General features: G+C 45.2%; 6 protein-coding genes. All 6 read right to left on the reverse strand.

All coding sequences use genetic code 11. The features are described from left to right. Positions 1-485: 485 nt before the first annotated feature. Positions 486-3983, reverse strand: coding sequence for a hypothetical protein (locus Q1A69_RS16115; RefSeq protein WP_299587583.1), 3498 nt, complete (start codon positions 3981-3983; stop codon positions 486-488). Between the two features lie 961 nt (positions 3984-4944). Further along, the gene (locus tag Q1A69_RS16120; RefSeq protein ID WP_299587585.1) at positions 4945-5913 is read right to left on the reverse strand and encodes a DJ-1/PfpI family protein; all 969 of its coding nucleotides are present in this window, start codon (positions 5911-5913) and stop codon (positions 4945-4947) included. 490 nt (positions 5914-6403) lie between these two features. Next, on the reverse strand, positions 6404-8254 hold the full coding sequence (locus Q1A69_RS16125) for a VCBS domain-containing protein (RefSeq protein ID WP_299587588.1): 1851 nt from the start codon (positions 8252-8254) through the stop codon (positions 6404-6406). A gap of 1048 nt (positions 8255-9302) precedes the next feature. Beyond that, positions 9303-10271, reverse strand: coding sequence for an IS30 family transposase (locus Q1A69_RS16130; RefSeq protein ID WP_299587590.1), 969 nt, complete (start codon positions 10269-10271; stop codon positions 9303-9305). A gap of 644 nt (positions 10272-10915) precedes the next feature. Then, positions 10916-11239: a hypothetical protein gene (locus tag Q1A69_RS16135; RefSeq protein WP_299587592.1), complete on the reverse strand. Its 324-nt coding sequence runs from the start codon at positions 11237-11239 to the stop codon at positions 10916-10918. Between the two features lie 797 nt (positions 11240-12036). Continuing rightward, a complete protein-coding gene (gene putA / locus Q1A69_RS16140; protein ID WP_299587594.1) occupies positions 12037-15183 on the reverse strand; it encodes a bifunctional proline dehydrogenase/L-glutamate gamma-semialdehyde dehydrogenase PutA in 3147 nt (1048 codons plus the stop codon). Positions 15184-15223 lie beyond the last annotated feature (40 nt).

A 15223-nucleotide genomic window follows, 5' to 3' on the forward strand; every position in this document is an offset into this window, starting at 1 on the left:
ACTTGGTGCATGATCTATCGTAGTCTTGACGGATAACTGAATACTAACAAATTGGCTCGGAATTATTCAGAGGTTCCCTAGGTCTACCTTTTGCTGATATGTCTAGAAAGGTTGCTCCATCCATTAAGTACAGGAAACACGTTTAACCTGTTTTTTTTGATATTTACATTCAGAGTGCTCGTTGAAAAATCTTTTACTGGTTATTCGTTACGGATGGCTAGCTATACGAGGTATTAATTTAGAGAGCGCAGCGGGACTATCTTAAAGATAAGATAGAATTCCTGGGTTTTCAGTATCGATACTATATGCTTAATTGTAAGAATTTTTCTCTGCTGGTGCCTTGTATTAAGAAGTAAAGGGGAGAGTGTATCGAAAAATTAAGCCGGTCAAGGCTTCATGGCGAAAGGTGGTTGTCAAAGAAGGAGATATCTATATTTGAATTAAGGCACCCCAATGACTTGGGTTGGGATGCCTTAATCGTGTTGCTAATTAAGAGTCAAGTTCTCAATTGTAAATTTTTCCCATGGACCTAGAACCTTGCGGTTTGCATTCGCACCACCGTCGTGCTCAGCAACAATATAGTTCCCGTGGCGGACATTGAATAAGGAAATTTGATCACCATTCTGCAAACATCCTGTATTATTTGTATGATTTATTAATTCAAATGTCTCCCAGCTATACCTATCAGTGACAGTGACATCAAGCGCCCCCCATTCTTGGGCACCGTAATAATAACCGTCGGTAGTTTGCAGCCATACATCATCACCGTGAGCAAAACAGCCCTGCTGAGCGCTGTTACCGCTGAGAATAATTGTCTCTTGGCTTCCGATTGTTGAAGCATTTGCGTTGACAGTTTGACCGTTACCTCCATTACCGGTTGCAGTCAAATATTTACCGTGGGCGCTCTTAAGGGCTATTTTCTTAGACTGAACCGCGGGTTTACCAATAGCTATATAGCCCACTACGGCTTGTAGTTTTTCTCCTTTTTCTCTGTGGGCTTCTTGCACCATTAGGCTGATCTCAAAAGAGCCTGTTTGTTTATCCCTAATTCGAGTACCAAGAGTTTCACTCATATTCTTTCCTTGTACCTGGCTCACCAGGAGGTAATCCTGAAGGTCAATACCAACGGTTTGGAATTCAGGGGAACCAGTTAAGTTATCTTCCAATAATATGGCATTCACATGAATTTCAGCTCCGTTGGCCGCCGTATAAGTACCGGCTTCCATCACAACATAATGCAGAATTTCAGGCAATTGAACACGATCATTCGAAGCAAACTCTGCTATCCGAACCTCAAAACTATTGGAGGTGATATTACGAATTTCAGCGGTGATGGAATTGGGGTTGGCAACGCCAATGACAGAAGTAAACACCACTGGGTTGGTATAACTGAAATCCAATTGAACAGTAATCCAATCGTGATCTACACCATAGAGTTTATCCGCCTCCCCACCAACAAAACGACGGTTCTGGAAATGTATGACATCGACTTGCTCACCGCCGTGATAAGTTTCTGAATCCAATGACTGCTCCTCTACATTTACCAGGAAGCACTTACCGTTAGTATCTTCCGATATACGTGAAACAATTGGATCCGTACCATGAAAGCTAACAGTTTGGTGTAGTAGAATATCATCGGAACTTTCACAGTTATCTTGACCCGTACCAACAGGGTTGTCGGTCACATCGTTTACTTGGTAACCTCGCACAAATGCGGTTTCTATGGTGGACGTATTGTTGACGCCCGCGAGTTCCCACATTTCCTGATCCGTTAAATCATCGACATTTGCTTCCCAGCTATAGCCGAGTATTTTCCCATCTACTTCAAGTGTGGTTTCCCAGACATGTCGCTTTTCGGCCCAGCTCCAACGCCACTTACTCTGGATCTTGGCTTGCGAAATGGTGAATATGAAGTTGCTGAAATCTCCATGGGTCTGAGCATTGCCGACAACCGTTGCCCAAATCTGTTCATCGCCATTACAGCTGTAGAGCTCTATAGCCTTTTCATTGCGTATAAAGGATTTTGTATCCTGGCAATGGCGATAGACAGCCACATACCCTTCACCTTCTCTTGCAAATAGCCAGTTATTGAAGCTGGAAGTTTCATCAAACTTATCAGCCGGCCAAATTAAGTTGACTGATTCCGTCGCAAAGTCATCTATTGGCAGAAAATCAGTGGCATTACCCACCCCTTCCATAAATCGCAGTTCCATAGCCGGCTTGTATAGAACCAGAGCTACATTCTTATTTTGCTTAATATAAGGTAAATTTGTATTCATTTGCTCCTGACCACCAGCCTTCCAACCACCATATTCCGCTCCTGAGCGTGTGGTAATCTGGAGTGTCCCCGTTGTGGCAACCCAGGGCTGCTGCTGCCAACCAGCATTACCCGCGTGGTAGTTTTGATAAGAGCTCAACTGCACTACACCATGGCGATAGAGGTCCAAGGTTTTTTCTGAAATAAGAGAGCTGGTTGTAAAGGGCGCGCTGGTTTCCGTAAGTAGAACACCAGACATGTCAACCATATCGTCTGCCAGATTGGACTCCACGATGATGTCTTCAAAGAAAAAATTTAATCCGGCGAGAGGTGTCAGATAGTATTCCAGCATCTCGTCCGCCAGTTCGGGGTGAGCGTAAGCTCCAGCGGATTGAGAAAAAATAAGTTTGTCTTGTAAATCCAGACCTGCCCATATGGAATCCACATCCGAGATGGGATGACCAGAGGAATAGCTGATATTGACTTCACCATTGAGTTTTTCCAGGCGATTATAGGCAACACTACTGACATCCAAGCTGGTCATGGAAAAAATATCCATATGTGATCCACCACTGGTAAATACCTGAGGACCCATGCCGGTTATTAGAGCAATAAAGCGTGAGAAGTTATTACCCAGGTCGTTCACTCCCTGATAACTACCCTCATAAGCCCGCGAATCTGCAGCCGTTGCAGCGCCAAGGTCATTAGTGACCATAGCTATATCGTTGAGAAATATTAGTGCGACCTGTCCGGCGAGTGTCTTTATTTCCTGATCTTTTGCATAGTCATAGAGGTTTAATAAAGCAGATAGCGAAAAACCACTATAAATATTTGAGGTAGACTCATAGACGCCATATTGTTTTTTAACTTCTAAATAACGCACCAAGCGCTCTTTAATTTTTTCTGGACCGCCTCCGATATGCCAGCCCTCCATTTCCCATAGTAACCAGCTACTAGAGAGCCACATAAGTACGTGGTTCTCAGAAGTGTAGACACGTACCCGCTCGGTATCTTCGTCTTGCCAATATGGGAGCTTGATGATCTCATTTAGAATTAGATCATCGTAGTCATTACTCTCCGCCAATACACGAATATATTCCAACAGTGGCATATCTGGATTTTTGTAGGCGTGCTTGCCTGGGGTGAAAAGTTCGGTTAACCGTTGGGCCAATGCTTCCCTGTCCAGCGGAAGACCAAGATGGGCTCTGAGAATCATGTGGTTATTATTTGGCTCCTCTCTTGCAGCGTCGAAAGCCCGCTCGATATAGGCGGCTTGACGTTCACGAAAGGCTGCTAGGTAGTCTGGATGTGACCCAGTATCATAGTTCGCCAAAGTCCACAGCTGAGCACTATCTTCAGAGTTTCGGGCCCCTGTGCTAAACCAATCTGATATATCGACATCAAGACCAAAATAGTTTAATGCGGTAACCGAGTCATCAGCCACCCCAAAGAAAAAATCAAGTGTGCCTTCAACAGAATTTGTCAGGCCATCAAATAGCCATTCACCAGTGTCTACTAAAAATCCTACTGAGGTTGTTGCAGCATCCTCTACCGTAGTGACAACGTCTTCGACAGCTTCTTCAGTTTTTGCTTCAACTTTCTTCCAGCTTTCGGTAATCCAGCTTGTAAAATTATCCCATATCCCTGCATGTGCATAGACTGGCATAATCAAACTAAACAATAGCGCGATATACACGATATACACGCCTGCTCTTTTAAAATTCATGGCAAAATCCTATATTATTATTTTTTCTAAAAAATATACCGGATAAGATCTCCTGCCCTTAACGCTAAAGATTAGCCAGTTGGAAATTAGTCATCAAACGGAGCATTAAAACATTATTGAAAAAATTCAACTTCCAGCATGGGAATGGTTAACTTTAAGTGACCTTAATGGCGCAGGAATGGTATTAATTTATATTGCTTAATTCAAACATCACAAGCATGCAAATAACTACACCTAAGTGTCCTATTGTTAACCATTAAATTAGTATAAGGTGGATGATCCGATTGAAAATATAAGATCGATATCTTCCGCCTTCGAGAACTTTGGATGTGAGAAATTGTTTCAAAATTGACGCCATATTATTTCTAATTGTTGAACAATAAGGTGGGCTGGTGGGCTGGTGGGCTGGTGGGCTGGTGGGCTAGCGATTAGCAGTAAACAACGAAGACATTACTGCAATCTCATATTTTAGAGGTAGAGGTAGAGGTAGAGGTAGAGGTAGAAAAACTGAAGCGAATGGATTTGCTCAAACGAATATGTGCTGACCTATGATGGGTAACGCTATAGAGCTATTGCCTATCGATTTAAGTTAGCATTTTAGATTCCTGCTAATAGCAATTTAAATTAACTGTGATTTTGGTGTCTTATTTTTATTGTTCATCTTCTGAGTTTAAGTTTTGAATCTATATAAAAATCCAAAATTTAACAAATTTTAAGTGTTAATTAAAAAGCCAGCTATTGATAAGCATCCAGGCAAGTTGAGATCAGGTTAAATCTAATTCTGCTATTTCAATGAGGAAATGTTAATCAGATATAGAGTTGGTCATCCTCTACTTGATTTATCCTTCCTCTCTCAACATTCTCTAGAATGCATCGGTCTAAAGTTATTTGTGGCGTTTACGCTGCTTTGGTACATCCTTGTTCCACGTAAAAGCAATAATTACATCTACTAGATGAGTAACTATCTATTGTTCAATTTAGCCACGAATCTATTTGCCAAAGTATAAACCGAGGAGGGGTTCGCTCCGGTGATCAACTCCCTATCTTCAATAACTTGTGACATCGAAGGTACACGTAAGTTATTAACTTTAAGGCCAGCCTCTTTTGCCTTCTCTGCAACATAATACTCTAGGCGGCTACCTTTTAGGTAAAGGAATTTTTCAAGGATTAGTTCTTCTGACTTGTTGCCCAGTGTGATGTTATATCCTTTGTAAATAAAGCTGTTCTTTTGCTCTTCTGTTGGGGGAGTAAATGGATCATAAGTACCTTCCATTGCTGTCAACAATACTATTGGAGCATGACAAATAATAGCGGTTGGTTTTTTTTCCTCATGAAAATAGGTTAGAATATTCCCTAACTCTTTACTAAACAGTAGATCGGTTTTTGGAGCATGACCTCCTGGAATATATATCCCATCATATTTTTTTAAGTGTTTTGATTGTGCGAGTGATTCGAGTGAAAGCAAGGGCTTTTCAGTAATTTGCTGTTGCTCCATTTTATATTCAATATCATCTAGAAAGGCAGATACTTCGTCATTGGCATAGCGATTAGTGAATTTGAGTCTACCAAAATACTTCATAGCTGTAGTAATATCTTTTGAGCGCTCTTCCTGGGCTTTGGCCTTAGGGTATAAACTGTATTGGGGCCAGTTCGATACTACTGATGCTTTATAGAAATACATTTGCAGGCCATAACCGTCAATTACCGGAGTTTTTCCTTTTGGTGTGGCAATATCAACTTCATATCCATTGTCTTCCAGTTGTCTCAGGGTTTCAGATAATTCACTGACAAAATAACCAGATTCGACTACCCCACCGTTTTTTAAGATCAGCTGGTCAGCTGCAGAAACGACAACAAGTACCTTTCCATTGTTGGCATATACATTAAAGCTAAGAAATATTGCCATACAGAGACATACAATTTTTTTCAAAATAAAACCTTTTTTATTGCTAGTAAAGTGATGAATGTTATTTTCTACCGTGTGATTTCAATGAGTTATCGCATCCACCAGTAGTACCAATTGGAAAAAATGAACTATAGTACTTAGTACCAAGTGAACCCATAGCCTGTGAATTGTCAAGGCCAGTCTGCTTGGCTATCGATCATAAAAAATCGAGAATGCGCGCGATTTTTCAATCTCTTTGATATTTCACGGATCTTTTAAAGAATTTGTCTCACCAAGCATTCTTTTCTTAAACTAATCCCTTATAAACACCCACTCAATCGTATACATGTAAAGGCGGTGCTGTCTGTGATGTTTAAACCGGATGAGATCGGATTTTATCTGAACTCATCCGGTTTATTTGTTTGGAGGAATTTTGGATCTCACCCAAAATTATGATCTTCTGTTCTCTTGTGTGAACTACCCGTACTTCCGCTCGTGTTTGGTCTGATGCGCTCCAAATCGTCTTTGTATAACTCTAATTTCTTATTATTGTAACATCCAGGGACGCAGGTTCTTTGCTTTCCTTACCTGCATGATCAACTGCGATTATTTTATAGTGGTAGCTTTTGCCTTGCTCTATTTTAGAATCTTGATATGACAGCTCTCGAGTCTTCACGATCAACTCATCATCACGAAACAATTTGTAATGAAGCACACCACCATTTTTGATAGTTTCATTCCAAGACAAATGTAGTTGCTTGTCGATCATTCTATACTTAAAGCCGCTAACCTTAGCGGGTTGCGGATGAACTTCGTCCCTGGGGGCATGGGCGCAGGGCACAATATCTCTACCTAAACCGTCAGTACACTGATCAACGCTTTTATGTGTTTTTCCTGAAGCATTCCAACTTTTGGAGATTCCTCCAGAGCACATATTATCAGCGCAAAAAGGGTAGTCATAATTGAGGCAAGTTCTACAGTTATCGAATCCAAAATTATCTACAAAAGGCATCTCAGATTTATTGACTGCGGGATAATAATTACAAACTGTGACATGCGCACCATCGTTATAGGCTGGATTATCAACGCCAATGATACTATCGCACTCAGCTACCGCACATCCGACATAGCGAGTTTCTCCATAGCATACTTGAGCCCAGTGCCCACAAGTCTCATCGTGACATTGCCCGTCCTCCCAATTATACGCATAACTTTCATCGTACCAGGCCTGAACAGCTCCAGCCCATTGCTCGCTACCATACTGAGATGCTGGAGGGTTCGTAAAATGAATTGCTACATTTTCGCCAATTTCCACATAACCAGAAGGCAGTACAAAAGAAACTTCATCCTTCACTTTATCAAAAGACTTCCTAATACCTGTAGATTCACCTAAATGGCCATAATAACAGGCCGACGCCCTCTCTTTTGCCATCTTAGCTAAAGCATCATCCCAAAAAAGGGTTTGCATATTTCCGGCACTTTCTGGACCGCGTCCTTCGCCAGATTGCCCACTGGCACACCGCTGCCGAAAATGATTGTGTTTGTCGAGCATTATCCGCTTTTGTTTCAGAGACAGCTCAAAAGAGCCAGCCCCATTTGTATCTGCGTTTACTACCGAAAATGTAACGGATAGTTGAGCGCCATTTGTTAACTGAAAACTGACAGTATCAGTTACAGACTCACCTTCTTTTAGGTTATTCGTATTGCCATTGAGGATATACTCCCAATCCCCATTACCGACGATCTTAAAATCACCGTAACTACCAGCTATATTGTTCTGAGAAAAACTCGGCGTATTACCATCTACATCTTGTAAGGTCAAAGTGCCATTAGCACTTTCCCTACTTTCTAGAACCAAAGTGGCTAGTGGGGATTCGGGTTCAAAAGTATAGGCATCGTCTGCACCTGTTATTTCGATCACTATCGTAGCGACGTAATCATCTCCGGTTCCCACAGCAACTTTGAATTCATCAGTGACAAGTTCACTAGCGCTGAGAGGATCAGACAAATTGTTATCCAAATTATAATTCCAGCTGCCATCGGAGAGAACGTGCAAGCGACCGTATTTACCCCACTCAAGAATTTCTTGAAAGGTTCTATTTTGGTCCGCAGTGTCAACTAGTCGGCCAGAAGTGGATACGACATTATCCTCGCTAACACTACCTTCTCCGCCACTAATTTTTCCTGGAGCGTTCGGATCGGGATTAGTACCAGTGTCGGTACCTGTGCCTGTGCCTGTGCCTGTGCCTGTGCCTGTGCCTGTGTCATTATTAGTGGTCCCAGGATTATTGTTTTTGTCATCGCCGGAACCGCCTCCACCACCTCCACAGGCAGTTAGGAAAACGGATAAAAAAATTGCCAGTAGCAGCTTAGACGGATCATTCATATTAGTCTCTGCGGGTTCAATGTTGCTTGGGTCAAAAAATTTTAATTATATGCGCAACTTTCTTACATTTTGTGAACTTGGTTGTACATTATTGTTTCCATATTGAGCTTTAATAATTTCCAATTTGTGAACAATGAACACCCGGATCTCTATTTCCTATAAAAGGTTGTTGTTTTTATAAGCGGGTAAACATTGAATATACCCAGCTTCCCTTACCTATGTGTTTATAAAATGTACGATTGATTTGATTGAATTTCTAATCAATGTGTAATGGCAGACTTAATCTGGCCACTTTACTTTGAGTGATACTGCGGCGCTCACTGAAAATCGGGCAAAATAGTAATCAATACCAAGAAGACTAAATTCGACCCAGAGCCCAGGCAGGAAGTAGTGCAGCTGATCGTTGACCAGGATTACTCAGTGAAAGGGGGTATGTGAATCCATGGGTATTATCAAATCTACGACAGAGTCACGGGGGGAGATCTGTGCAGAACGAATAGGTCAGTATTTAGAGGTGACAACATGGTAAGCTGGGAAAATGGATAGGAGCTGATGTATTTGAGTTGTCAGTACGACAGTTCAAAAGGTATTTGGCATACATAGCCATCCTTAGGGTCACAGTAAGGCTAGTTATAAATCATAATGGAAGATAGGGAGGGCTAGATAACTTAGTAACACCCTGTAGAATTAGGATTGTTGCTACAGCTACAGCTACAGCTACAGCTACAGCCGCAGTACCGAGACCTTTAAAGAGCGCAAAACTGAAGAAGGCCCCATTGTGCCAGTTGTAAATTGATAGGAATAATGTGACGACTATAAGAGTCCAGAAATAATTAAACCTAGGCTTAAAGCCATTCCTCTGCGGTGCATTATTAGTTATTACCGGGGATCAACTTCTGTACATATTAAAAACAAGATTTTGGCTGGGATTCATAATTAATACTCCTGTTCTGTCGTAAGTAGAATAGCTGCCTTCACGATAAATAATGTTGTTTCCCTTTTTTTTACAATTTCAGGATCTTGGTTTCAAGTATTAAGTGCAATCCTTTTATACCGCAAGCAGATCATCTTCCAGCCCTATAAATAACTCATTCGGTGACCTTCCACCCCGACTCGCTCTTGGTCTACTATTCAGGCGATCCATTACAAATTGAACCTGCTCGTCTGTTACCTTATTAAAGTCGGTATCCTTTGGGAAATACTGCCGGATGAGGCCGTTAGTATTTTCATTGATACCTCTCTCCCAAGATGAATATGGGTGAGCAAAATAAATATTAGCTTCTAAGTCTTCTGCAATTGTTTCATGACCAGCAAACTCAAGACCATTATCGAAGGTAATTGTTTTGATTTTATCTTTGAAGCTCACCATGTGACTAACCGCTGCTTCAGCCAATAAGCCTGATCGTTTACCTGTTAATCTGACAATAACAGTAAATAACGTCTTGCGTTCAACCATGGTCAGCAAAGCTCCACCACGCCCCTTGCCTATAACGGTATCATCTTCCCAGTCACCTATCCGATTCATCCGATCAACAACCGCTGGTCGTTCATCTATGCTCACTCTGTTTTTGATCTTTCCGCGTCGATCATACTTACCGTAGCGCTTACGATAGGGCTTTGATGCAATCCTAAGATGCTTGTATAAGTCTCCACCATTTGCCTGATCTAAATAAATGAGTTGGTAGATCGTCTCATGATGTAACGATACACCTGTATGTCTCTTTAAATAGCTTGCAGTCTGCTGAGGACTTAATTCTTTCCGAGTTAGGATGACTATTTGTTGCCACACTCCATCAGTCACTTTCTGTGCCTTATACGCTTGCCTGCGTCTAAGCTCCGAAAGCTTATGTGCTTGCCCTGGGCGATACCCTCGCAAACCTGTATTGCGTCGTAGCTCTCGACTGATCGTTGCGGGGTGCCTCTCTAACAGTTTTGCTATTGCTCTTTGAGAGTGTCCGGCTTTTTTTAAACTGTAAATCTGGTATCGTTCGTTCTCGCTCAGTTGGTAGTAGCTCATCAGTCCCTTTCTCTTGGTCGGGAGAGGTGCCGACTCTACCAGCTGAGCCCTCCCTTACCAATTGCACTTATTATCCGAAACCAAGGATCAATATTTATGTAAAAGCCATATTTACAGGCGTTATTATAAATATTTAGTTCTCCTTGCACACTTTTCCTCCAGCTGCTGTCTTCTTTTACTGACGTTCTGTTTCGAGAGTCGTAGGTCCCCTGCTGTTTTATGCTTCTTGGGTTAAGGTTATCAGGGATGCTATTAAAAAATATACGCCCTTATTTATTGTTTTCTGCGATATCTTCCGATAACGGATAAACCCTAATTCCCACTTTATTCCGACCTGGGCCGAAACCCCAAGATTTCTCTTCTTTTTAAGATACAGATCGTACTTTTAATGCATAAGGAACAAAGCTTAACCTGAGGGTATCCTCATGATTCCTGAAATTTGTGAAAGGGATTGTGATATTCACAGAAATCAAGAGCATAAAATCTGAGGAATAATTGAGTTAAGGTAAAAACAACCCCTAAAACTATCAATGAAATTACGAAAAGCTGAAAAGCGAACTCGAAGAGAACTATTTGATTCCTAATGTTCACGTCACTGGGTAAGCCGCGTAGCGATTTACCCAGTGACGCGCTTGTTATGTAGCCTAATTAACTCGAATAACGGTACCTTTCAGATACTGGCCAATACCATTTGCTTCCCACAAGAGCAAAGCATTGCCGCCATTTGCGCACGCAAATGGACTTGCTTGAGATTTAGCGGATGAAATAGAGCCTGGATAGCCAATAAATGGCATAGGTTTGAATTCAACCACACCTAGTTCATCGAAGTCTTTTTTAGGTGGTGTTGTGTAAACAGCGATCTCACAATCCGGACTCAATGCATGATGAGATACATCGCCGGTTTTAGTGAACGTACTACTACATGATGCAATAAAAACGGTAATTGCTAGAAATAATAATTTTTTCATAGACTCTCCTTGTAGAATAGTTAGGGTTTAACTCGGTGTTTCATGTACGTAACGTTCGGCGTACAGGCGAACGACACATAGATTGGTCAGTGCAGCCCGCATTTTTTTGGACCATTCTGTCGTTACTGGATAAATATTGGGCACTACTCTGAACCTGGATTGCGCACAACAAAATTTGCATTGTTCTTTTCTATATTTTCATTGTTGGGTAAGAAATGTTCATTATTCCACTCCCGTCATCTCGCTCATTGCCGCGAAACACTTATTTAGAAATAGTAGTTTCGTAAAGCTTTAGCAGCTTGCTCCTGGTTCTATGTGAGCATTCATAAATTCTCCTAAAGATATAAGACCTTTAACCGCGTATTTAAAATCGGCCACTCTATATCCACTTTCATATATCCCAGCCCCGCCCGCTGGAGTCTGGTGAATGAGTCCTGAAAATTCTGCGTCCCTGGTTTAATGGGTACAAAATTTAGGGTATAGATATAAGAAGCGGCTTATGTGTCTTGTTGTTTCCTGGCTCATGATCTTATTGGGAAAATATTAAAAGTCAACGAGTAGGCAATCTTGGGGCTGGTTATCCCGGTGGATATGTGAAGGTGCTTTTGATCTCTGAGATACCTAGCGAACAGTGCCACAGTGCCAATATTTTTTAATCACTGCTGCCCTTACAAGATTTACTTTTACTCGTTTGGTTGAATAGGGTGGGGCTATTACGGGGAAGGGCGGTTTTATGGCGTGAGTACGATTTTGCAGTAAAAAAAGCGGGCTTTGCCCGCTCTTTCAACTCTTAAGGTCTACTGCCCCAAACTAAACAGTTGTGTATTACCACCAGTGGCAACCGTATTAATCGTTTTGGTTTTCTCGGTGGCGAAGCGGAACAGGTAGTGGGGACCACCGGCTTTGAAACCGGTGCCAGAGAGGCCCTGGCCGCCGAAGGGGTTTACGCCCACTACTGCGCCCACCATATCTCGGTTTACGTAGTAGTTGCCCACGTTTACGCGTTTGAATATTGCGTCTGCGCGGCCTTCAATACGGGAGTGCAGGCCGAAGGTGAGACCGTAGCCGGTGGCGTTGATACGGCGGATCACGTCTTCCAGTTCTTCGGCTTTAAAGCGCACTACGTGCAGGAATGGGCCGAAGACCTCGCGTTTGAGCAGGGAGAAATCTTCAATCTCCACCACCTGTGGTCCGAAGAAAGTCCCTATGTTGGGCATTTTGTCTTCATCGAAGGCAAACAGTGGCTTGGCCTCACTGGCCATGCGTTCGCGGTGCGCTTCCAACAGGTCCAGGGCCTTTTTGTCGATCACCGGGCCGATATCGGTTTCCAGCTTGCTGGGATCGCCCAGGTTTAATTCTTCGCAGGCGCCCTGCAGCATATTGAGCAGGTTGTCGGCGATCACATCCTGTACACACAGGATGCGCAGTGCGGAGCAGCGCTGACCGGCACTTAAGAAGGCGGATTGAATGACATCGTCCACCACCTGCTCGGGCAGGGCGGTGGAGTCTACGATCATCACATTCTGACCGCCGGTCTCGGCGATTAGCGGCACGATTGGCCCTTCTTTGGCGGCCAGTTGCTGGTTGATTAGACGTGCCGTTTCGGTGGAGCCGGTAAAGGCCACGCCGCCCAGGCGAGGATCTTCGATCAGCAGTTTGCCCACGGCGGCGCCGGTGCCGGTAATCAGGTGCAATACCTTGGGCGGGACGCCGGCATCGAGCATGATGCGCACGGCGTGGGCGGCGATAATCGGGGTTTGCTCGGCGGGTTTGGCCAGCACCGCATTGCCGGCAGCGAGGGCGGCAACGACTTGGCCGGTAAAGATGGCCAGGGGGAAGTTCCAGGGGCTGATGGCGACAAATACACCGCGGCCACCCAGGAATAACTGGTTCTTTTCGCCGGTGGGGCCGGGCAGTTCGGTGGCTTCGCTGAAGTGTTGGCGCGCGGCGTTGGCGTAGTAGCGGCAGAAATCTACGGCTTCGCGCACTTCGCTGATGCCATCGTTGAGAGTGCGGCCGGCTTCGAGGCAGATGATCGCAGTCAGTTCGTTGATTTTCTTTTCGTAAAAATCGGCGATGCGATCGAGAATCACGGCGCGGCTGTTGCCGCCCTGGCGATCCCAGTCGATCTGCGCTTCGGTGGCTGAGGCATAGGCTCGCTCGATCAAGTGTTTGTCGGTGTTGGCGGTATGGCCGATCACTGCACCGGTGGCCGGGTTGTAAACCGGCTCTTCGGCCTTGCCCATGACACCGTCGACAATGGGACCACCGAGGAAGTGTTTGCCCTGTTGTTTTTGCAGTTCTTCCAGCATTGGTTCAACGGCCAGTGGGTCGGTCAGCTCAATGCCGTGCGAGTTTTTCCGTGGCAGGGCTTCTGCGCCCATATAAATACTCTCCGGTACAGGAATTTGTGGGTGGCGGAAGGGATTACAGGCCTCACTCAATTCGAGGGTGTCCTGCACCAGCGCTTCAATGGGTGTGTCCTCATCCATAAAACGGTTTACGAAGGAGCTGTTGGCGCCGTTCTCCAACAGGCGTCGCACCAAGTAGGGCAGCAGGTCGCGGTGGGCGCCCACCGGGGCGTAAACCCGCACGGGCACACGCTTGCCGTGTACGGCTTCGATCTGTGCGTAGAGCAGGTGGCCCATCCCGTGCAGGCGCTGGAATTCAAAATTAGTGCGCTCGCCGGCCATTTCCAGAATCTGACCCACGGTGTAGGCATTGTGGGTGGCGAACTGGGGGTAGATCGCTTCCTCCGCATCGAGCAGCTTCTTCGCACATACCTGGTAGGAGAGGTCGGTGTGACATTTGCGTGTGTACACCGGGTAATCGCTGAGGCCCATCTGCTGGGCGTGCTTGATTTCGCTATCCCAATAGGCGCCCTTGACCAGGCGTACCATCAGTTTGCGGCCGGTGTCGCGGCCTAGGGCAACCAGCCAGTCGGCCACATGGGGAGCGCGTTTTTGATAGGCCTGTAATACAAAACCGAGGCCCTGCCAATCTTTCAGTTCGGGATCGCGGGCTAGGGCTTCGAAAATATCCAGGGAGATATCCAGGCGCTCCGCTTCTTCCGCATCGATATTCAAGCCCATGTCGTATTTGGCAGCGGCGGCACACAGACGTTTTACTTGGGGTAGCAACTCGCCCATCACACGCTCGCGCTGCAGCACGCTGTAGCGTGGGTGCAGGGCCGAGAGCTTGATGGATATGCCGTTGGCCTCGACCACATCGCGCTTGGTGTTGTGTTTACCGATGGCTTCGATGGCCATCATGTAAGCATCAAAATAGCGCTCGGCATCGGTCATGGTGCGTGCGCCTTCGCCAAGCATGTCGAAGGAGAAGCGGGTGCCAGGCAGATTTTCTTTGGGGCCGCGTTTAAGCGCTTCCTCAATCGTTCGGCCCAAAACGTACTGGCCGCCCATAATTTTCATTGCCTGCATCATGGAGGTGCGCACCATGGGCTCGCCGATGCGGCTGATCAGGCGTCTCATCCAATGGGAGGGGCGCTCGGTAATATCCGGGTCTAGCTCAACCACGCTGCCAGTGAGCATCAAGCCCCAGGTGGAGGCGTTCACGAACAGGGAATCCGACTGGCCACGATGGCTGGACCAGTTGCCGGAATGCACTTTCTCGGCGATCAGTTTGTCGGCAGTATCAGCATCCGGAACCCGGAGGAGAGATTCCGCCAGACACATGAGAGCCACCCCTTCCTTATTGGAGAGGCCAAACTGTTGTAGGAAGGCATCGAGCGTGCCGCGCTTACTGCGCTGCTGCCGCGAGTGGCGTACCAGCTCGCGCGAGGTGCTCAAAATTTTCTTGCGCAGGGCGTCGCTGGGGCGGGGGGCGGCCAGGAGCTCATTAACGCACTGGTTTTCGTCGGCGTGCAGATACTTGTGTGCTCGTTCTCGGGCACTTTGTAGGTCTCCGGCGAAGTTTGTCGACATATCGTCTCCCAAGCTCTATATCTAGGGTCAGAATAAAAGA

Origin of the sequence: uncultured Microbulbifer sp., assembly GCF_947498635.1 — a bacterium.
GTDB lineage: Bacteria > Pseudomonadota > Gammaproteobacteria > Pseudomonadales > Cellvibrionaceae > Microbulbifer > Microbulbifer echini.